The organism is Qipengyuania flavescens (genome assembly GCF_029688735.1).
GTDB lineage: Bacteria > Pseudomonadota > Alphaproteobacteria > Sphingomonadales > Sphingomonadaceae > Qipengyuania.
This window is the reverse complement of record NZ_JARULD010000002.1, coordinates 749,397-769,765: the sequence shown is the minus strand read 5'-3', so window position 1 is coordinate 769,765 and position 20,369 is coordinate 749,397. Positions and strand designations below refer to the sequence as shown.

The 20,369-nt window shown below is 62.4% G+C and carries 18 protein-coding genes; 7 read left to right on the top strand and 11 right to left on the bottom strand.

What is annotated here, in order from left to right; all coding sequences use genetic code 11:
* The 6 genes from hfq to dusB all read right to left on the bottom strand — a co-directional run bounded on the left by hfq (position 1) and on the right by dusB (position 7,888).
* A complete protein-coding gene (hfq, locus tag P8R33_RS08995; RefSeq protein WP_278328638.1) occupies positions 1-540 on the bottom strand; it encodes an RNA chaperone Hfq in 540 nt (179 codons plus the stop codon).
* Positions 541-704: 164 nt separating this feature from the next.
* Positions 705-2,090, bottom strand: coding sequence for a nitrogen assimilation response regulator NtrX (ntrX, locus tag P8R33_RS08990; RefSeq protein ID WP_278328637.1), 1,386 nt, complete (start codon positions 2,088-2,090; stop codon positions 705-707).
* A gap of 23 nt (positions 2,091-2,113) precedes the next feature.
* Positions 2,114-4,327, bottom strand: a complete 2,214-nt coding sequence (locus P8R33_RS08985) for a sensor histidine kinase (RefSeq protein WP_278328636.1) — start codon at positions 4,325-4,327, stop codon at positions 2,114-2,116.
* A gap of 61 nt (positions 4,328-4,388) precedes the next feature.
* Positions 4,389-5,801: a nitrogen regulation protein NR(I) gene (ntrC, locus tag P8R33_RS08980; protein WP_278328635.1), complete on the bottom strand. Its 1,413-nt coding sequence runs from the start codon at positions 5,799-5,801 to the stop codon at positions 4,389-4,391.
* Positions 5,802-5,810: 9 nt separating this feature from the next.
* Positions 5,811-6,872, bottom strand: coding sequence for a two-component system sensor histidine kinase NtrB (locus P8R33_RS08975; RefSeq protein ID WP_278328634.1), 1,062 nt, complete (start codon positions 6,870-6,872; stop codon positions 5,811-5,813).
* Positions 6,869-7,888 carry a tRNA dihydrouridine synthase DusB gene (gene dusB, locus P8R33_RS08970; RefSeq protein WP_278328633.1) on the bottom strand — a complete coding sequence of 340 codons (1,020 nt, stop codon included), beginning with the start codon at positions 7,886-7,888 and terminating at the stop codon, positions 6,869-6,871. The genes P8R33_RS08975 and dusB overlap by 4 nt, the downstream gene beginning before the upstream one ends.
* A 75-nt stretch (positions 7,889-7,963) precedes the next feature.
* Here dusB and P8R33_RS08965 point away from each other — a divergent pair, with 75 nt between their 5' ends.
* On the top strand, positions 7,964-9,106 hold the full coding sequence (locus P8R33_RS08965) for a bifunctional 2-C-methyl-D-erythritol 4-phosphate cytidylyltransferase/2-C-methyl-D-erythritol 2,4-cyclodiphosphate synthase (protein ID WP_278328632.1): 1,143 nt from the start codon (positions 7,964-7,966) through the stop codon (positions 9,104-9,106).
* A gap of 10 nt (positions 9,107-9,116) precedes the next feature.
* Entirely contained in the window at positions 9,117-9,620 is a 504-nt protein-coding gene (locus P8R33_RS08960) for a CinA family protein (protein WP_278328631.1), read from the top strand.
* On the opposite strand, the gene P8R33_RS08955 is transcribed toward P8R33_RS08960, so the two are convergent.
* Both P8R33_RS08955 and lipA read right to left on the bottom strand, forming a co-directional pair.
* On the bottom strand, positions 9,581-10,039 hold the full coding sequence (locus tag P8R33_RS08955; protein ID WP_278328630.1) for a type II toxin-antitoxin system RatA family toxin: 459 nt from the start codon (positions 10,037-10,039) through the stop codon (positions 9,581-9,583). The genes P8R33_RS08960 and P8R33_RS08955 overlap by 40 nt on opposite strands.
* Positions 10,039-10,980 carry a lipoyl synthase gene (gene lipA, locus P8R33_RS08950; RefSeq protein ID WP_278328629.1) on the bottom strand — a complete coding sequence of 314 codons (942 nt, stop codon included), beginning with the start codon at positions 10,978-10,980 and terminating at the stop codon, positions 10,039-10,041. Before lipA ends, P8R33_RS08955 begins: the two co-directional genes overlap by 1 nt.
* Positions 10,981-11,077: 97 nt before the next feature.
* Here lipA and P8R33_RS08945 point away from each other — a divergent pair, with 97 nt between their 5' ends.
* The gene (locus P8R33_RS08945; protein WP_278328628.1) at positions 11,078-11,716 is read left to right on the top strand and encodes a carbonic anhydrase; all 639 of its coding nucleotides are present in this window, start codon (positions 11,078-11,080) and stop codon (positions 11,714-11,716) included.
* 39 nt (positions 11,717-11,755) lie between these two features.
* Positions 11,756-12,481 carry an NYN domain-containing protein gene (locus P8R33_RS08940; protein WP_278328627.1) on the top strand — a complete coding sequence of 242 codons (726 nt, stop codon included), beginning with the start codon at positions 11,756-11,758 and terminating at the stop codon, positions 12,479-12,481.
* Positions 12,482-12,566: 85 nt separating this feature from the next.
* On the opposite strand, the gene P8R33_RS08935 is transcribed toward P8R33_RS08940, so the two are convergent.
* A complete protein-coding gene (locus tag P8R33_RS08935) occupies positions 12,567-13,838 on the bottom strand; it encodes a hypothetical protein (protein WP_278328626.1) in 1,272 nt (423 codons plus the stop codon).
* Positions 13,839-14,139: 301 nt separating this feature from the next.
* Here P8R33_RS08935 and gyrA point away from each other — a divergent pair, with 301 nt between their 5' ends.
* Both gyrA and P8R33_RS08925 read left to right on the top strand, forming a co-directional pair.
* A complete protein-coding gene (gene gyrA / locus P8R33_RS08930; protein WP_278328625.1) occupies positions 14,140-16,980 on the top strand; it encodes a DNA gyrase subunit A in 2,841 nt (946 codons plus the stop codon).
* Positions 16,961-17,839 carry a TauD/TfdA dioxygenase family protein gene (locus tag P8R33_RS08925; protein ID WP_278328624.1) on the top strand — a complete coding sequence of 293 codons (879 nt, stop codon included), beginning with the start codon at positions 16,961-16,963 and terminating at the stop codon, positions 17,837-17,839. The genes gyrA and P8R33_RS08925 overlap by 20 nt, the downstream gene beginning before the upstream one ends.
* Here the strand turns inward: P8R33_RS08925 and P8R33_RS08920 are convergent.
* Positions 17,836-18,492, bottom strand: a complete 657-nt coding sequence (locus P8R33_RS08920; protein WP_278328623.1) for a lysoplasmalogenase family protein — start codon at positions 18,490-18,492, stop codon at positions 17,836-17,838. The two genes, P8R33_RS08925 and P8R33_RS08920, sit on opposite strands and share 4 nt — an antisense overlap.
* 52 nt (positions 18,493-18,544) lie before the next feature.
* Here P8R33_RS08920 and trmFO point away from each other — a divergent pair, with 52 nt between their 5' ends.
* Positions 18,545-19,912, top strand: coding sequence for a methylenetetrahydrofolate--tRNA-(uracil(54)-C(5))-methyltransferase (FADH(2)-oxidizing) TrmFO (gene trmFO / locus P8R33_RS08915; RefSeq protein WP_278328622.1), 1,368 nt, complete (start codon positions 18,545-18,547; stop codon positions 19,910-19,912).
* Here the strand turns inward: trmFO and P8R33_RS08910 are convergent.
* Positions 19,909-20,367 (bottom strand): EF-hand domain-containing protein, encoded by a 459-nt coding sequence (locus tag P8R33_RS08910; RefSeq protein ID WP_278328621.1) that lies wholly within the window; start codon positions 20,365-20,367, stop codon positions 19,909-19,911. The genes trmFO and P8R33_RS08910 overlap by 4 nt on opposite strands.
* Positions 20,368-20,369 lie beyond the last annotated feature (2 nt).

Below are 20,369 nucleotides of genomic sequence, written 5' to 3'. Positions count from 1 at the left end.
TCAGCTGTCGTCCTCGTCCCACTCCTCGGTCAGATCGACCGGGGTGGCTGGCTGGATGGTGGATACCGCATGTTTATAGGCCAGCTGAACGTAGCCGTCACGCTCCAGGAGCATGCAGAACAGGTCGTAAGCCGCGATTTTGCCTTGCAGCATCACGCCATTGACGAGGAACATCGTCACCTGCGCTTCAGCCTGGCGTACGCGTGTTAGGAATACATCCTGCAGCAAACGCTGCTTGGCGCTTGAGTTGGTGCTCGCAAACTGTTCTGCATCGACGGGTTGTGCCGGCATGATCGTGCTGATCGCGTGCTTATAGACCAGCTGCGACTGGCCGTCGCGGCGCAGCAGGATCGAGAAATTGTCGAACCAGGTCACGATACCCTGGAGCTTCACCCCCTTCACGAGGAACATCGTGACCGGGGTCTTGTTCTTGCGCAGCAGGTTGAGGAAGGCATCCTGAAGATTGCCTTTGCGCTGTCCCCCGCTGTCGCTTGAAGGTTTTTCTGGGCGCGGACGCGCCGAAAGGGTTCGTTCGGACATATCTGTCTCTCCGTTGTTGGCAAACCCTTAGGGGGTCCGCAGTCTGGGGTGCCCACCACCCCCGATAATGCGCGCACCGAGCCGCGCAGTCCAATGTGGCCCTTCGGACGGCTTTTCGCAATCTTTGTATTATCTTCCGCGCGCGATAGCAGGATTTGAGAAGACTATTCCTTACCAGACGCCGGTTTCTTGTCCGCCATTCCGAGCAACTTGAGTTTCCGGTGAAGGGCCGACCGCTCCATGCCGATGAAGTTGGCAGTCTTGGAAATATTGCCGGAGAAGCGCCGGATCTGGATCGCCAGATATTCACGCTCGAAATTCTCGCGCGCCTCGCGCAGCGGCGACCCCATCAGGGCTGCGACCCCGCCATTTCCGCCGAGCTTACCGCCCAGTACTTCTTCGGGAAGCATTTCAGCCTCGATTTGTTCGAGCTGTTCGCGGGGGGTGAGGATAACGGTGCGCTCGACGACATTACGAAGCTGGCGGACATTGCCGGGCCAATCGTAAGCCTGAAGCGCCGCCATCGCTTCTTCGCTGATCGTCGGAGGACGGATACCCTGTTCCGCCGCGTAATGCGTGAAGAATGTGTCTGACAGCGAGGGGATATCGTCGCGCCGCTCCGAGAGCGACGGCACCTCCACTGGAACGACATTCAACCGGTAGAACAGATCTTCGCGGAAGCGTTTCTCCGACATTTCCTTCTCGAGATCACGGGCCGTCGAGGAAACAACCCGCACATCAACACCGATCTGGCGCGTGCCCCCTACCCTCACGAAACTCTGTTCGGTCAGTACCCGAAGAATACGGGCTTGGGTCGAGAGCGGCATGTCCGCCACTTCGTCGAGATAGAGCGTACCGCCGTCGGCCATCTCGAGCAGCCCCGGTCGCACCAGCTTGCCGTCAGCTTCCTCCCCGAACAACTCCTCTTCGAACCGCTCAGGAGTTATGCGTGCCGAGTTCACGATGACGAACGCCTTGTCGGCGCGCGGGCTCCAGCTGTGCAGCAAGCGCGCAGCTACCTCCTTTCCGGTACCGGCCGGACCGCTGATGAGTACGCGGCTGCCCGTGCTGGCCACACGCTTCAGAGTGGCTCTCACGGCATTGATCGCCACCGAATTCCCGGTGAATTCGCCGTTCTGGACCATCCCTTCGCGCAGCCTGCTGTTCTCACGACGCAGGCGTTCGGTCTCGGTTGCCCTCCCGACGAGGTGCAAAAGCCTTTCGGCTTCGAACGGCTTCTCGATGAAGTCGACCGCCCCACGGCTTACCGCGCTTACTGCCGTATCGATATTGCCATGGCCGGAGAACACGATGACCGGCAGATCGGGTTCGCGCTTCTTGATCTCGTCCAGCACTTCGAGGCCATCCATGGGGCTCCCGTGGAGCCAGACGTCCAGCAGGACTAGGCTGGGCCGGCGTTCGTCGACCTGCGTCAGCGCGCTGGAACTGTCGCCGGCGGTCCGGCACTCGTAGCCTTCGTCGCTCAGCACGCCGGCTACAAGATCGCGAATGTCGCGTTCGTCGTCGACGATCAGGATGTCTAACGCCATTGGCTGCTACCCTTTGCTATGTATCATTGCGCGGCCCCCACGGGCGTTGTGAGGGGATCGCGCGCGAACCGCATCGCAACGCGCGTTCCCCCGCTTTCGAGTGAGGAGAAGGTCATCTCGCCGCCATGTTCCTCGACGATTTTGTTCACGATCGCGAGACCCAGGCCGGTGCCCTTCTCGCGGTTCGTCACATAGGGTTCGAGGATCCGATCGCGATCCTGCGGCAGACCGATGCCATTGTCCTCGATCGCGACATGCAGCGAATCCTCGGCCTCTTCGACCGTGACCACGATCTTGCCGCGATAATCCGGCTCCGCATTCTGGGCTTTGGCCTCGGTCGCTTCATAAGCGTTCTTCAGAATATTGGTAATCGCCTGTCCGAACTGGTGGCGATCACACTGGATGCGGATTGGGCCTTCGCTATCGGCGACAAGCGAATAATTCACGTCCTGATGGCCGACCTCTTGGAGAAAGAGGGATTGGCGGACAAGATCGAGCGCGTCTTCGGTGCGGAACACCGGCTTCGGCAACCGTGCGAAGCTGGAGAATTCGTCCACCATCTTGCGCAGACCGCCGACCTGGCGGACGATGGTACTAGTAAGTTCATCGAACAGCTCGCCATCTTCATGAATTTGCTTGCGATACCGACGCTTGAGGCGCTCAGTAGCAAGCTGGATCGGAGTCAATGGGTTCTTGATCTCGTGTGCAATCCGCCGCGCTACATCGGACCACGCAGCCTGCCGCTGGTCGAGCAGTTGCCGGGTAATGTCTTCGAAGGTTATGACGTGCCCCTCGGCCTCCTCGCCGATCTTGACCGCGAGCGTGAGCAGTTCACCTCGACGCGAATGGCTCACAACCCCTTGTGAAAGGCCCGCCTCGACCATGACTGCAAGTTGAGGGGCCAGCTGGCGTAATGTGGCAGGACGTGGCTGGCCTGCTGCGTCTTCCATCAGCATGGTCTGAGCCGGTGCGTTCATGAGCAAGACGTTCATGTCGCGGTCGATCGATATGACGCCCGCACTCACGGATTCCAGCACCGCTTCGATAAAGCTGCGCCGCTCTTCCAGTTCATCGTTGGCAGCGAGCAAGGCATCGGTCTGCTTTTCCAGCTGCGCCGTCATCCGGTTGAACGCGCGATTGAGTAGGCCGATCTCGTCGGCCCCGGTGCGGCCCTCGACCCGCAGTGCGAAGTTTCCGGCGCCGACCTTGCGAGCGGCTGCGATGAGGTCGGTGAGCGGTTCGACCTGCCTGTCGGCAAAACGCAGCGCGAACCAGACCGCCAGCCCGACCAGCGCGAGACTGACGAAGAAGAGCGCAAGATTGAATCTCAGCTGGAGAGCTCGCGCGCGCCGGGTGAGTTCGTCATAGGCGCTCGAAATCGACCGCGCGCTTTCCCAGCTCCGGAAGCTGGTCGCTTCGGCATTCCGCGCCGTGTAAAGATAGATGCCCGCTTGCCGATCGATCGGAGCCACCGCCTCGATCCTCTCCGGTGTGCCGCGCACGACAACCTGCTCCCCGCGGCGAATATCGCCAAGTGTTTCCTCGGCGAAGGGCACAGGATTGCTTTCTTCGGATAGGCCATACGCGACGGCAGTCCGCATCGAGGAGTCGGGTAGCGCCTGCAGGATTGCGCTTTCGATGACGTCGCGCGGCTGCGCCTGGAACTGGTAGACAAGGGCGAAATTGGGATCGGTCACCGATACCCGCTCGAGGATTGAGCGCATGTCCATCGCCATGGAAATGGTTTCATTGGCAAGATCGAGCTGGTTCTCTTCGTAATAGCTTTCGGCCAACTGGTTGGCATTTTCCATGAGACCGCGCGAATTATCGGAGAACCAGAAATCCACCCCAGACTGGAAGAGGAAGGCGGCGAAGCCAGCCACCAGCAGTGTCGGCACTGCGGCAATCATGGAAAAGAAGAAAACGAGCCGCACATGAAGCCGCGCGGTACTGCCTGCAGCTCGACGCAGAGCCAGGCGCCGTCCAGCGAGGACGAGCAAGGCCATTGCGGGAATTAGCGTGCCGATCAGCAGGCCTGCGACTTGCCTGCTAGGTAGAAGCTGCCCGTTTGGCGGGGCCGCAGTGAAAGTCGCCCACGTACTTGCGACCATGACAAGAAAAGCCACCGCGAAAAAAATCTCGAGATAACCGACCAGATTGGCCCTGCGTGACGTCACCACGAACCTGCGCCACCATCTCGGTGTGGTATTGGGCTGGACTGAAGCGGCGCTCGCCATAGTGGCAGTCTTACAACAGCGCTGTTGCAGGACTGCAAGTACAAATTCGACAAAGCGGCGGCTAGCGGCGGCGTGCGAAATCGTCGGGCGCAATATCGAGCTCGCCAAGCCGCTTTCGCAGGGTGTTGCGATTGATGCCGAGCAACTGCGCAGCGCGTAGCTGATTACCTTCGGTCATCCGCAACGCATGCTCGAACAGCGGCTTTTCGAATGACGCCAGAACGGCGTGATACAGGGTGCCGTGGGAGTTCCCATTCTCCGCCAACCACCCGTCTATCGCTGCACTAAATCCGGAATCCGGCGCGCCCGACCCCGTCGAAATTTCAGTGCCGATGGTGTCCGCTACGCTGTCGACATCGATGACGTCGTCACGCGCCAGCAGGGCCAGGCGAAACACCACATTACGAAGCTCCCGCACGTTGCCAGGCCAGCGCCGTGCCGCCAGCGCAGCTATGGCGTCGTCCGTGATTTGCCGTCGCGGCAGCCCCTCGCTGGCTGCATGTCCGAGAAAATGCTTCACCAGAGCACCGATGTCTTCGCGCCGCTCCCTCAAGGGAGGGAGCGGAATAGGCACAACGTTCAGGCGGTAGAACAAGTCCTCGCGGAACCGGCCGTCCTCGATCATTGGCGCTAGGTCCCGATTGGTCGCCGCGATTATGCGCACGTCGACGCCGATTTCCTGCCGCCCACCAACCCTGCGGATGCGCCCCGACTGCAGGGCGCGCAGCAGCCGGGTCTGTGCATCGGGCGGCATGTCGCCGATCTCGTCGAGGAACAGCGTGCCGCCATTGGCCTGCTCGAATTTGCCGATCTGCTGGCTGACTGCCCCGGTGAAGGCGCCGCGTTCGTGACCGAACAATTCGCTTTCTAGCAGATCGTGCGGGATCGCCGCCATATTCACCGCGACAAAAGGCCCGGTCTTGCGCGCGCCGAGCTGGTGAATGGCTTCCGCGACCAGTTCCTTGCCGGTGCCGCTTTCGCCCGTGATCAGCACAGTCAGATCGTTACGCAAAACGCGCGTGATCATCCGGAACACGCTCTGCATCGCAGGGCTGCGGCCGATCAGCGGCAGGGCGCTGGCTTCCTCGTCCCCTGCGGCACTGACCGACGGCCGGTTGGCCACAGCCTGCCGCACGGCCTGGGTCAACTCGTCGAGATCGAAGGGCTTGGGGAAATATTCGAACGCATGACTGTCGCTCGCTCGAACGGCGGTATCGAGCGTGTTCTGTGCCGACAGGACGATCACTGGCATATCGGGAGCCAACTCGCGCACGTGGCCGATCGACGCCAGTCCGTCGCCATCTTCCAGCATGACGTCGGTCAGCATGACGTCGAAGTGTCGCGCACCGACGAGTTCGTCTCGCTTGGCAACACTTTCGCAGGCCGTGACGACAAAGCCCTCTTCCCGCAGGGCCTCGCTTATCACCGTCGCGATGGCACGGTCGTCTTCGACCAGCAGAACAGCGTGGCTCATTTTATCTCCCTAAGCCGCCACCGGCAGGTTGATGCGAAAATGGGTGAGCCCGTTGCGTTCATCGCGCTCGTGGCCGATGCGCCCGCCCATATCGCGCACAAGTTTCCTCACGAGTGCGAGGCCCAGACCCTGGCCGTGCGGCTTACTGGAAACGAACGGTTCGAACACATGATCGCGGAGCGCCTCGTCTATACCGGCGCCCGCATCGGTTACCGTAATCTCTATAGGCAACCGGGTGGCTTTCCCAAGCCGGATCGCGCTGAAGACCAATCCACTGACGAACCGGGTCCGTACGGTGACTTGGGGAGTGTCCAATTTCGCGCTCGCATCGCAGGCATTCGCGATGAGATTGATTAGCACCTGTTCGAGCGCAGCCTGGTCGGCGGCAACCGGGGGCAGCGACGGATCGAATTCCTCGAGTAACTCACAATTCTCGGAGCGACCCGCACGAACTGTTGCCATCGCATTGCGGATAGCCTCGTGCAGGTTGCAATCACCGACTACGGCAACGGGCTTGCTACCAAGCTGCTGCATGCGATCGATCAGTTCCGCGATGCGGTCCACTTCGCCCAGGATCATGCGAGCGAGCGGCTTCTCCTTCCCTTCGACGCGCCGCGCCAGCAGCTGGCTGGCACCGCGGATAGCGGACAGCGGGTTCTTGATCTCATGGGCCAGCACAGCCGGAGCCCGGAGCTCCATACGCTCGTCGTCGGCAGCGCCCGTGTCGCCCTGCCCAACATCGGAAAGCGTCAGCACGCGCCAGCCCGGATGATTGTGTAGCGGAGAGCTGGTCAGATTGATCCGTCGGTCGCGGTATTTTGTGGCGAAGGACACGCCGCGAGCAATCATCTGGACATCGGACCGGTCGAGGCTCGACCGTACGCGATGGTCGGCAAGGTCCACTACGTCGGTCAGCCGCTTGCCAATGAGGCGCTGCGCGCTGGAATCGAGCATATCTTCCGCTGCGGCATTCGCCTCCACGATCATGCCGTCGGCATCGATCAACAGTACGGCGAAGATGAGGCCTGCAATTTGCGCCGCTGCGTCGGGAGCGGGCGAGTCTCCGCTCACGCCGCCTGCTGCCGGCGGAACGGTTCGTAGAAGCGCTCGAGTTCGCCAAGCACCTGCGCGGGATCATCCACGAAGTTCACGTGGTTTCTGAACTCTGCTGAACCACGCAATCCCTTGGTGTACCAGCCAAGATGCTTGCGGGCGATCTTCACTCCGGTGGTCGGCGTGTAGTGGTCGAGCATCATCCGGTAGTGCTCGGTGACCACGGCATATTGCTCGTCCATGTCCGGATCGGCGAGAATTTCGCCGGTGCGCCACCAGTGCATCACCTGCGCCAGTAGCCAAGGCTTCCCATAAGCGCCGCGCCCGATCATCAGCCCGTCGGCACCCGACTGTTCGAGCGCTTTCGCGGCATCCTCGATCCCGCAGATGTCGCCGTTAACGATGACGGGAATGTCGACCGCTTCCTTGACCTCGCGAACGAAGGCCCAGTCGGCGCTGCCCTTGTACATCTGGTTGCGCGTGCGGCCGTGGACGGTGATCATCTTGACGCCGAGATCTTCTGCGATTTTCGCCAGCTCCGGCGCATTGAGGTCGGAATGATCCCAGCCCATCCGCATTTTCACCGTCACCGGCACATCGACCGCCTCGACCGTCGCTTTCATCAGCCGCGTGGCCAGTTCGACCTCGCGCATGAGCGCCGAGCCGGCCAGTTGGCCGACGACCTTGCGCACCGGGCAGCCGAAGTTGATGTCGATAATCGCCGCGCCATTGCCTTCCTGCAATTTGGCAGCTTCGGCCATGCTGTAAGGATCGCAGCCGACCAGTTGCATCGACACTGGTTCCTCGATCGGATCCCACTCGGCCTTCTGCACGCTGATGCGCGTCTCGCGGATCGCAGCTTCGCTGGCGATCATTTCGGTCACGTTGAGGCCGGAGCCATAGCGGCGCACAAGGCGGCGGAACGGCAGGTCCGTCACGCCGGTCATCGGCGCCAGAACGACGGGCGTGTCGATGGCTACCGGGCCGACGTGGATCGGCTTCGGCGGGACGGGAGGAAGGAGATGTGCGCTCATGCCAGTGTGTGCCTAAATATTGGGCAGCCACATAGTGCGTTGCAGCACAAACGGCAAGCCGCTAGCGGGCGGGGCATGAGCGAAGCGCCCGCCCTCCCCCCGTTCGCCGCAATCGTGGTCGCTGCGGGGAAAGGCCTGCGTGCGGGACAGCCGCTGCCCAAGCAATTCGCGCGGTGGAGAGGCAAGGCGGTCGTCAGGCATTCGGTCGAGAGCCTGCTCGATGCCGGAGCAAAGCCGTTGGTCATCGTGGTGCCGGAGAACGCCGAGGACGCGGTGGGAGAAGCACTCGCCGACCTGTCCGGATACGAGGCTGTCACGGGCGGCGACACCCGCCAGCAATCCGTGGCGAAAGGCCTGGAAGCAATCGGCGGCGCGGATCGCGTGCTTATCCATGATGCCGCCCGCCCCGACCTCCCCCGCGCCGTCATCGAGCGGGTTCTGCATGCGCTAAACGATCATCCAGGGGCTATACCGGTCCTCCCTGTGGCGGACAGTCTCGCACAAGACACAGATGGCGTAATGACCGGAACTGTTCAGCGCGAACAACTCCGCCGGGTCCAGACCCCGCAGGCCTTTCGTTTCGACGATATTATCGCCGCGCACCGCGCCTGGACTGGCGAACCCAATGCCGGCGACGATGCGCAGGTCTTGCGCGCGGCCGGCGGCACTGTCGCGCTTGTCCCCGGCGAAGAGCGCCTCGCCAAACTGACCTATGCGGAGGATTTCGTGAGCGAGCAGCCAGCCATGCGCACAGGGATGGGCTTCGACGTGCACAAGCTCGCCGTTGGAGAGGAGCTATGGCTCGGCGGCATCCAGATCGAGCACGACAAGGGGCTGGCCGGCCATAGCGATGCCGATGTAGCGCTGCACGCGATCGTCGATGCGCTCCTCGGCGCAATTGGCGATGGCGATATCGGCACGCACTTCCCGCCGAGCGACCCGCAGTGGAAGGGGGCAAGCAGCGACCGCTTCCTCGTCCAAGCGGCGAAATTGGTGGCCGAAGCCGGATACAACCTTAGCAATATCGACCTCACCATCATCTGCGAGGCGCCGAAGATCGGCCCGCACCGGCCCGCGATGCGCCAGCGCATCGCCGAATTGCTGGGCGTTGACATCGAGCGCATATCGGTGAAGGCGACCACCACCGAGCGGCTGGGTTTCACTGGCCGCGGCGAAGGCATTGCCGCTCAAGCAATTGCCACAGTGATCCGCAGCTGACGGAGGCGATATGGAGCACGGCGCTCTCCTGCCCGAGGATATCGACGATCTTGCGCGGCGCGTAGTCGAGGCAAACCGCGCCAGCGGCCGCAAGGTCGTGCTGGCGGAGAGCTGCACCGGCGGGCTAGTCGCAGCGGCGCTGACTGAAATCCCCGGTTCTTCCGCCGTGCTCGAACGCGGGTTCGTGACCTATTCCAACGAGGCCAAGATGGAGAGCCTCGGCGTACCGCTCGACATCATCGAAACCTTCGGTGCCGTCTCGATCGCCTGCGTCTGGGCGATGGCCAAGGGAGCATTGCAAAACAGCGGTGCCGACGTCGCCGTCGCGATCAGCGGCGTGGCCGGCCCCGATGGCGGGACGGATCTCAAGCCGGTCGGCACGGTCGTTTTCGCGCGGGTGGTCCGGGGCCAGGAGGGAGAGCCCGACGGCGAGCTCAAACGCTTCGAACCTACCTCACGCGCCGATATCCGTCGTCAGGCGACGGTCTGCGCGCTCGAATTGCTGTTGCCGTAGAGCGCATCGGCGCGCGCTTCGAACGCGCCCATCATCTTGCGGAAAGCACGGTCGAAATACTGGCCGGCCAGCGCTTCGAAGACCGCGTTGCGAAACTCGAAATCGACGCAAAAATCGACTTCGCAGCCGCCCGGGGCCGGGGTGAAAGTCCAGTTGTTGTCGAGATCCTTGAGCGGCCCGTCGACGTAGAACACCTCGATATGCTCGGGACGGCGCTTTTCGACACGGGACGTAAAACGCTCGCGGATGGCCTTGAAGCCGACCAACATGTCAGCCACCATCTCGGTCTCACTGTCCGAGCGGACGCGGGTGGCAATCACCCAAGGCAGAAATTCTGCATAGCGCCCCACATCTGCGACCAGATCGAACATCTGATCGCAAGTGTATGGAAGAAAACGCTTTTCGCGAATTCCGGGCATCAGCCGACCTGCTTCGCCAGCTTCGCCTCGCGCGCTGAGCGCATCTGCGCGAAATCGTCTCCCGCGTGATAACTCGAGCGCGTCAGGGGGCTGGATGCGACCTGCAGGAAACCTTTGGCGCGGGCGATCGAGCCATAGGCCGCGAACTGCTTCGGGGTCACAAACTCCTCGACCTTCGCGTGCTTGGGCGTCGGCTGCAGATACTGGCCCATGGTAACGAAATCGATGTCGGCACTGCGCATGTCGTCCATCACCTGATGGACTTCGAGCCGCCCTTCCCCGAGCCCCAGCATGATGCCGGACTTGGTGAAAATGAGCGGATTGTGGACCTTCACTTCTTCCAGCAGACGTAGCGAGGCATAGTAGCGCGCGCCCGGACGGATCGTCGGATAAAGCCGGGGCACGGTTTCGAGATTGTGATTGAAAACGTCAGGCCCTGCCTCGCAGATTTCCGCGATGGACTGCTTCATCCGGCCCTTGAAATCGGGCGTCAGGATCTCGATCGTCGTGTTCGGCGTCTCGCGGCGCAGCGCGTTGATAACCTTTACGAACTGCCCTGCACCACGATCGGGCAGGTCGTCGCGATCGACGCTGGTGATGACGATATGCTCGAGGCCCATCGCCGCCGCTGCAGTCGCCGTATGCTTGGGCTCGAGCGGATCGACCGGCATCGGCATCCCGGTCTTGATGTTGCAAAACCGGCAGGCGCGCGTGCAGGTATCGCCGAGGATCATCACCGTGGCGTGCTTCTTGGTCCAGCACTCCCCGATGTTGGGACAGGCGGCCTCTTCGCACACCGTGTGCAGGTTCAGTTCGCGCATCAGCTTGCGCGTTTCGTGATAGCCCTTGCTGACCGGCGCCTTGACGCGAATCCAGTCGGGCTTGCGCTGGCGGGCCGGGCGTTCGCCTTCGGGCTGGGGAACTGTGGAAAGATCGTTCATGTCGCGGCCCATCTAAGCCCCCTCCCCCTTCCGGGCAAGCCACATAGCTATTCGGACCCTCTTGCCAGCCGCGCAAATTCGTTGCAGCGGAGCAGGTATGAAAACATTCGACGAGATGATTGAAGGCTACGCACGTTTCCGTGCCGGCGACTGGAAAAAGCAGCACGAACGCTGGAGCCAGCTGGCAGAGGGCCAATCGCCCCAGGTGATGGTCATCTCCTGCTCGGATAGCCGGGTCGATCCGGCGCAGATCCTCGACGTAGACCCTGGCGAGATATTCGTGGTCCGCAACGTCGCCGCGCTGGTGCCGCCTTACGAGACGACGCCCGGTCGCCATGGTGTTTCGGCGGCGCTCGAATTTGCAGTCCAGTTCCTCAAGGTCCGCGAAGTCGTCGTCATGGGCCACGGCATGTGCGGAGGCTGCCAGGCCGCGCTGACGCAAGACCTCCACGGCAACGACATGGGCGAAGGCGGCTTCGTCGCACACTGGATCGACATGCTCGACGAGGTCCGCGAGCCGATCGCCGCGGAACACGGCACGAAGGGTCGCACCGCGGAGCGGGCGATGGAGCTTGCCGCGGTCAAGGTAAGTCTCGAAAACCTGCGCACCTTCCCGTATGTCGAGGCGAAGGAAACGGCAGGCGACCTGAAGTTGCGCGGCGCCTATTTCGCGATTTCGGACGGGGTCCTTCACTTGCTCGACGAGAGCTCGGGGGAATTCGCGCCGGCACAGTAAGCTCTTGAGTTCGGGGAGGCTGCACGCCATTGGCTGCGCATGGCCGACAAAGACCTCAAGAATATCGCCCTGCTGATCGACGCGGACAACACCACCCCCAAGGGGATCGACCCGGTCCTGACGGTCATGGCCGAACTGGGCCAAGTCAACATCAAGCGGGCCTATGGCAATTTCGCCAAGAACAATCTCTCCAAGTGGGGAGAGATCACGCACAAATACGGTATCCAGCCGCAGCAGCAATTCGATCTCACCGCCGGCAAGAACGCTACCGATATGGCGATGACAATCGATGCCATCGATCTGCTATATCAGGGCAAGGTCGATGGCTTCGGCATCATGAGTTCGGACAGCGACTTCACCCCTCTCGTCACGCGGCTGCGGCAGGATGGGCTCGTCGTCTATGGCTTCGGCAGCACGAGCAAGACACCCGCTGCTTTCAAGAGCGCCTGCACGCGCTTCATCGACATCGACGCGCTCATCAAGGGCGCTTCCGACGAGGCGGATGCCCCGAAATCCAATAGTGGCAAGGCTAAGGCCGGGATCGACGACGAGTTGGTCGAACTGCTTGGAACGGCGTGGAAGGCAGCGCACCGCGATGACGATGGCTTCGCGCAGATGGGCGAGGTCGGGCAGATCGCGGGCAACCGCTCCAGCTTCGACGTGCGCAACTACGGCTTCAAGCGGCTCTCCGACCTGTTCGAAGCGATAGAGCAGTTCAAGATCGAGCGGCGCGACAACACCGTGTGGGTCAAACGCCTCCGCTGAGCACACACTTCATTAGTGATGAACGAAAAGGGCGCGAACTCCCCAAGGAATTCGCGCCCATTCTTATTTCATGGCTCGGCTTGGATCAGCCGCCCTGCTGACCCGAGTAGACGCCCCACAGGTTGGCGATCGCCTGACGCGCGCCTTCGACCCGGTTGAAGGTCGCTTGCGCTTCGGCATAGTTGCCTTGGTCGTATTGCGCGATGCCAAGGCGGGTCAGCGCCATCGGCGTGTCCGCACCAGACATGGTGGAAGCCTTGAGGTAAAATTCCTCGGCCTCTGCAGGACGCCCCATGCTGAGCATGGCGTCACCCGCTGCCATAACGGTGGCAAGCGTTGCGCCGGACTTGCGCGCATCGGTCAGCAAACCGTCCATATCGGCACGGTCGGCCGCAGCGCGATCGGCAGCCTGCTTGCGGGTATCCACGAGATAGGCATCGTTCTCCGACAGGAAGCCCTTCGACTGGCCTTCGTCGATGACGGAAACCACTTCTGCGGGCAGACGGCGATAGTCCGCTGCTTCGACATACTCACCATAAAGGCGGGCATCGTTTAGAGTGCCAGCGCGCCGGCCGAGACGCAGAAGGTCGAGTGTTGCAGGCTTATCATAGCCACCGGTGTTCAGCAGGATCGCAATTGCATCGCGCCAGCTGGTCTCGCTCGGGAATTCCGAGACGTACATATTGGCGAACTTGATCGCTTCCGCCTTCATGTCGCCGCGATACGCGACGGCCAGACCGCGCTTGATCCAGTCCTCTTCCAGCGTGCCACCGGCCGCCTTGCGGGCCTCTAGAGCGTTGGAGAGGTAAGCCAGACCTTCCGCATCGCGATTCTCGGCGAAATAGGTCTCGGCGATGATCGCTTCCGGATTGTTGTCCGTATAACCGGCAGCCATCGCAGCCTCGAGAGCCGAACGTGCGGCGGCATATTCCTTAGCGTTATAGGCGACCTGGCCGATCATGAAGTTGTAAGGACCGACCTGCTCCGGAGCCACCTTACCGCTGGCGAGCATCAGCTCGAGCCCCTGGCGTGCGAGAGCATTGTCGTTGAATTTCTGGCCGGCATTCACGATTGCGCCGCCGGCGGCGAAGCGATCGTCTTCATTCTCGATCGCAGCGACAGCGCCCGGGATTGCGGCTTTGACGGTAGCGGGGTCCGGGTTTTCTGCGCTCAGGGCTTCCTGTAGGGGGGCATACCCCGCGATGAAGCCCTTCGAATAGCTAGGCTTTGCCTTCTTCTGAGCAAGGGCGGGCGCCTCAAGCGCCGTGGCGGTAACGGCTGCGCCGGTCGCGAGAGCGAGGGCCATTGCGAGTGTGGAAGCCGCGCCGTTGGCGCGGGCGAGACGAGTGAAAATCATAGGTATACTCCCAAGAGTGGTAAGGGGGCCTGAGCGCGCGCGGCGCCGATTGTTGTCAACGAAATCGGCAATGCCGTCAGTACGCTCTCATTGCAAATCGTTCTAGGCGAAGCGGGCTGAACGGGCTTTGAATACGGCCCGTGCCGCTCGTTCAGCATACAATCTGGCATACGCGCACCCATATGTGGAAAAAGCGCGCGAAACCGCCCTGTGTTCCCTCCCCTCGGTGGCAACCTGCGTGGCTTTGGCGTAACCTCCGACCGACCAGAACATAAGCAGTTCGCAGAACGGAAAAGCTGTCTTGTCAGACGATACCGAAGTCCTTGATCCCCCTCCCTACGACGGAGGCGACTACACGCGCATCGACATCGTCGATGAGATGAAAACGAGCTATCTCGATTACGCGATGAGCGTGATCGTCAGCCGCGCACTGCCCGATGTGCGCGACGGATTGAAGCCGGTGCATCGGCGCATTCTCTTCGCCAGCCAGGAAGGCGGCTTCGTCGCCGGGCGGCCCTATCGCAAGAGCGCCAAGATCGTCGGCGACGTGATGGGTAACTATCACCCGCACGGCGACGCGGCGATCTACGACGCGCTGGCGCGCATGACGCAGGACTGGTCGCTGCGGGTGCCGCTGGTAGACGGTCAGGGCAACTTCGGTTCGATGGATCCCGACCCGCCGGCTTCGATGCGGTATACCGAAGCGCGACTTGCGCGCGTGGCCAACGCCCTGCTCGACGATCTCGACAAGGACACGGTCGATTTCGCGGACAATTACGACCAGTCCCGGCGCGAACCGACGGTCCTCCCGGCCCGCTTCCCGAACCTGCTCGTCAATGGCGCGGGCGGCATCGCGGTCGGCATGGCAACGAACATTCCGCCGCACAATCTCGGCGAGGTCATCGACGGCTGCTTCGCCTTCATGGACAACCCAGCGATCACCAGCGAGGAATTGTTCGAGATCATTCCGGGGCCCGATTTTCCGACTGCTCCCCTGATTCTCGGCAAGTCCGGCGCCCGCGCGGCCTACACAACGGGCCGCGGCTCGATCCTGATGCGCGCGCGGCACGAATTCGAAGAAAAGCGCGGTGATCGGCGCTCGATCGTGCTGACTTCGATCCCTTTCCAGGTCGGCAAGAGCTCGCTGGTCGAGAAGATCGCCGAAGCCGCGAAGGAAAAGCGGATCGAAGGCATCTCGGACATCCGCGACGAAAGCTCGCGCGAAGGCGTACGCGTGGTCGTGGACCTGAAGCGCGATGCCTCGCCCGAAGTCGTGCTCAACCAGATCTGGCGCTATACACCCGCTCAGGCGAGCTTCCCGGCGAACATGCTGGCGATCCGCGGCGGACGCCCCGAAACGCTGACCCTGCGCGAGTTCATCCAAGCCTTCATCGGCTTCCGCGAGGAGGTTATCACCCGCCGCACCAAGTTCGAGCTGAACAAGGCCCGCGAACGCGCGCACATTTTGCTCGGCCTGGTGGTTGCCGTCTCCAATCTGGACGAGGTAGTGGCAATGATCCGCGGCTCGTCCAATCCGGCCAATGCGCGCGCCAAGCTACTCGCCAAGGAATGGCCGATCGGCGATATCGCGCAATATATTGCGCTGGTCGAAGCCATCGAGCCGAGCGACGAACAGACGGGCGGGACATATCGCCTGTCCGAGCGGCAGGTAAAGGCGATCCTCGACCTTCGCCTCCATCGCCTCACCGCGCTGGGCCGCGACGAGATCGGCGACGAACTCAAGGAACTGAGTGTTGCGATCGAGGAATATCTCTCGATCCTCGCCGATCGGGTGAAGCTCTACGGCGTGATGCGCGAAGAGCTGGAAGAGATCAAAGCCAGCTACGCTACGCCGCGGATCACCGAAATCGCGCCCGCTTGGGACGGCCTCGAGGACGAGGATCTGATCGAACGCGAGGAGATGGTCGTCACCGTCACTCACGGCGGCTACATCAAGCGCACCCCCTTGCAGGCGTTCCGGGCGCAGGCCCGCGGCGGCAAGGGCCGTAGCTCGATGGCGACGAAGGACGAGGATGCCGTCGTCGAAATGTTCGTAACGTCGACGCACAACCCGGTGCTGTTCTTCACAAATACGGGCCGCGTCTATCGCCTTAAGGTGTGGAAGCTGCCCGAAGGCGGACCGACAACCAAGGGCCGCCCGATGGTGAACCTTTTGCCGCTGGGCGACGACGAGCGCGTGACCAACGTGCTGCCCTTGCCCGAAGACGAGAGCGAATGGAGCGCGCTCAACATCGTCTTCGCGACCGAACAGGGCATGGTCCGGCGCAATTCGATGGACGCATTCACCAATGTCCCCTCCAACGGCAAATATGCGATGGGCTTCGTCGAGGACAGCGGCGACCGCCTGATCGGCGTCAAATTGCTGAGCGAGGATCAGGAGATTTTCCTGGCCTCGGACGCCGGAAAGGCGATCCGATTCGCCGCCACCGATGCGCGCGAAACTAAGAGCCGCACCGGCATCGGCGTGCGCGGTATGACGCTGAAGGATGGCGCGAAGGTCGTCTCGTTGGCTGTGCTCGACGCCTGCGAGCGCGACACCGACGTCCGCGACGCTTATCTGCGCGCCGCGGTCTGGAAGAACAACGAAACCGATCCAACGCTCGATGCCGAAAAGGTCGAGCAGATGGAGGAGTGCGAGGAGTTCATCCTAACACTGACCGAGCGCGGCTACGGCAAGATTTCTTCCGCCTACGAGTACCGCACCATCGGCCGCGGCGGCCAGGGCCTGACCAATATCGGCGAGCCGTCGAGCAATCCGGACCGCAATGGCTCCGTGGTCGGCAGCTTCCCGGTCAAGCACGGCTCGCAGCTCATGCTGGTGACCGACCAGGCGAAGCTCATCCGCCTGCCGATCGATTTCCGGCACTTGCTCGAAGATGGCTTCGAAAACCACGCGGGCTATTCGATCTCGGGGCGGACCTCATCGGGTGTAAGCATCTTCAAGGTCGCGAAAGGCGAACGCATCGTCGGCGCGGCTTTGATCGACGAAACCGAAGAGCCGGAGAACGAGGCCGAGGAAAAGGTCGCGGACGAAATCGCGGCCCGCGGCGGTCTCGAGCAGACAACCCCGCACACGACCGCACATTCGGACAAGAACATCGATGGTGAGCCGGGCGGATGAGGCCTTTCCGGTGAGGCTGAAGGTCGAGCCAAGCGGACAGGCGTGCGGTGCACGTGTTACCGGGCTCGACCTGTCCCGCCCGATTGGTCCCGAGCTGGCCGCGGAGATCCGGTCGGCATGGCTCGAACATCGTGTCCTCGCTTTTCCCGGCCAACCGGCGAGCGACGATACTCTCGAATTCTTAACGCGCGCGATGGGCGGGTTCGGCGAGGATCCCTTCTTCGATCCTATCGAGGGGCGAAAGCATATTGCCGCAATTCTCCGCGAGGCCGACGAACAAGCGCCGCTCTTCGCCGAGAATTGGCACAGCGACTGGAGCTTTCTCGAGCATCCGCCCGCCGGGACCTGCCTGATGGCATTCGATATCCCGCCCGCAGGCGGCGACACGCTCTTCGCAAACCAGGTGGCGGCGTTCGATGCCCTACCGGTGGAGAGAAAGGAGAAGCTTCGCGCGCTGACTGCCATTCACAGCGCAAAGCTCGCCTATGCGCCCGATGGCACCTATGGCGAGAAGGATCGCGCGGGCGATCGTTCGATGGCGATCCGGCCCGATGAAAGCGCGAACGCGACCCAGGCCCACCCACTCGTCCATCGCCACCCGGAAACAGGCGAGGAAGCCCTGTTCTCGACGCTTGGTTATATCATCGGCATCGAAGGGATGGCCCAAACCGAGGCGATCGCCCTCCTCACTGAGCTTTCGCAGTGGCAGTCCCGCGACAAATTCATCTACCGCCATGTTTGGGAACCCGACATGCTTATCGTGTGGGACAACCGCGCCGTTCTGCACAAGGCGACGGGCGGATATGAAGGTCACCGGCGGGAGTTGCATCGCGCCACGATTGCCGCTTGGCGGCCTTAGCTTCTCCGACTACGCAATGTCTGGACCACGCCTGTCACGATCAGGAACTGTGCGGCATAGTAGAGTGGCCAAACGAACCATTCGGTCAACTCGCCGGGGAGAGTTTGCGACTCGCGGGCGAAGATCATCAAGTCGCTCACCACAAACATGACGGCACCTATGCCCACGCGATACCGGGGAAACCGGCTTGTCCAGGCGGCAGCGGCCATCAGTCCGACCAGCCCGCTATAGGCCGTGGCAAGTTCCCAGTTCGGCAGTGGGCGCGTCATCCCGGCAGCGATGACAGCAGGCAAAACAACCAGAGCGAGGCCGGCAAGCCGCTGGCTAATGCTCGTCTTCGCTCTCCGGTTCCGCAGGTACATTGCGATGGCGACGAGGTGCGAAAGCGCGAACAGCCCGCCTCCTATCAGAAAGCTGATCTCCAGCGCCACGTCGGCACAGGCTGCGATCGCCATGACCGCAGCAATCAGCAGCCCATCGGTGCCCCTCCCCCGCGCGGCAGCGTAGACCGAAAGTAAACCGACGCCCGCGCCTTTCCAGATCATCAGCCACGCGCCACCGATCTCGTCGTCCATGACGAAGAAATAGGTGACCGCCGCCAGCAGGCTCAGCAGCAACCAGGGGCGATGATCGGCAAGGGCTTTGTGCGCCATACATCCCGCTAGGCCTTGATGCGACAGGGGCGCAAGCCTTACAGGGCACGCGATGACCCACGATATCCACATCATCGGTGGCGGGCTGGCCGGCAGCGAGGCCGCCTGGCAGCTCGCGCAGCGCGGTTTCAGCGTGCGTTTGTCCGAAATGCGGGGTGGCGGCGACATGACGCCAGCCCACCAGACCGACGGATTGGCCGAGCTCGTCTGTTCGAACAGCTTCCGCTCCGACGATAGCGACAAGAACGCCGTCGGCCTGCTGCATCACGAGATGCGCGAACTCGACAGCCTCGTGATGCGCGCAGGCGAAAAGGCGCGCGTGCCCGCGGGGTCCGCCATGGCAGTCGATCGCGATGTCTTCTCCGCCGAAGTCCAGCGGACGCTCGACGAGCATCCCAAGGTCACTGTCGTGCGCGAACGGGTGGATGCTCTGCCCAATGAAGGCCCGACGATCGTGGCGACGGGGCCACTGACCGCGCAGGCGCTCGCCGAGAGCATCGTGAAAGCCACCGGACAGGATCGCCTTGCCTTCTTCGACGCCATCGCGCCGATCGTCCATCGCGAAAGCATCGACATGGATATCTGCTGGATTCAGTCGCGCTGGAACAAGCGAAACGAGGCCTCGAACGAGGACGGCGATTATATCAATTGCCCGATGACCAAGGAGCAGTATCTCGCCTTCCACCAGGGTCTGATGGATGGCGAGAAGACCGAGTTCCGCGAGTGGGAGAAGGACACTCCCTACTTCGAAGGCTGCATGCCGATCGAGGTGATGGCATCGCGCGGCGTCGACACATTGCGCTTCGGCCCGATGAAGCCCGTCGGGCTGGACAATCCGCGCGACACGACGCCAGAGTTTCCGCAAGGTCGCTGGCCTTACGCCGTTGTCCAGCTGCGGCAGGACAACAAGCTCGGCACGCTATGGAACATGGTCGGCTTCCAGACGAAGCTGAAATACGGCGCGCAGGTGGAACTCTTCCGGACAATTCCGGGCCTGGAGAATGCCGAATTCGCGCGGCTGGGCGGCCTGCATCGGAACACTTTCCTCAATTCGCCCGTCGTCCTCGACCGGCAGCTTCGCCTGAAAGGCGCTGAGCATATCCGCTTCGCCGGGCAAGTGACGGGCTGCGAGGGCTATGTCGAAAGCTCGGCGGTCGGCCTTGTCGCCGGCATGATGGCCGCGGCCGAACTGGCGGGTCGCGAGTGGCAGGGGCCGCCGCGCACGACTGCGCTGGGCGCGCTGCTCGCGCACATCACCGGGGATGCGGAGGCCGAGAGCTACCAGCCCATGAATGTCAATTTCGGCCTGTTCCCGCCGCTCCACGATGTCGGCAAGAAGCAGCGCAAGGAGGCTTATACCTCACGCGCCAAGGCCGATTTCGCCGAATGGATTGCCCGCGCAGAACTGGTCGCAGCCTAACAGGCGCAGCGCGGCTTCTTGCGGCGCTTCGGTGCGGTGGTCGCGAATTCGCCCGGCGTCAGCTCGTTATCGCCATCGGCATCGGCGCCTTCGAACTTGTCGACCGTGGCCACTGCCCATTCCTCGAAGTCGAGCAAATTGTTGCCGTCCTTGTCGAGCTTGCGGAACGCGTTGGAGCGGGTCGAAAGCATTTCGGTGCGGGTGATGCGCCAGTCGCGGTTGCGATCGTAGCGGAAGAAGCGGCGCTGCTCGCGCGTCAGTTCGGTCGCCTCGGGCGGTGCCGGGCCGATCGCCTCGCCGGGATCGACCGGTGGAACTTCAGGAAGCGGTGCTTCGCTCTCCACAGCCATCGGTGGCGGTGCGCCCTCTTCGACTTGCGCCCTGCCCTGCCACCAGAACAATCCGAGACCGACAAGAGCCAGCGATGCGGTGCTGCCGACAACCAACCCCTTCATGT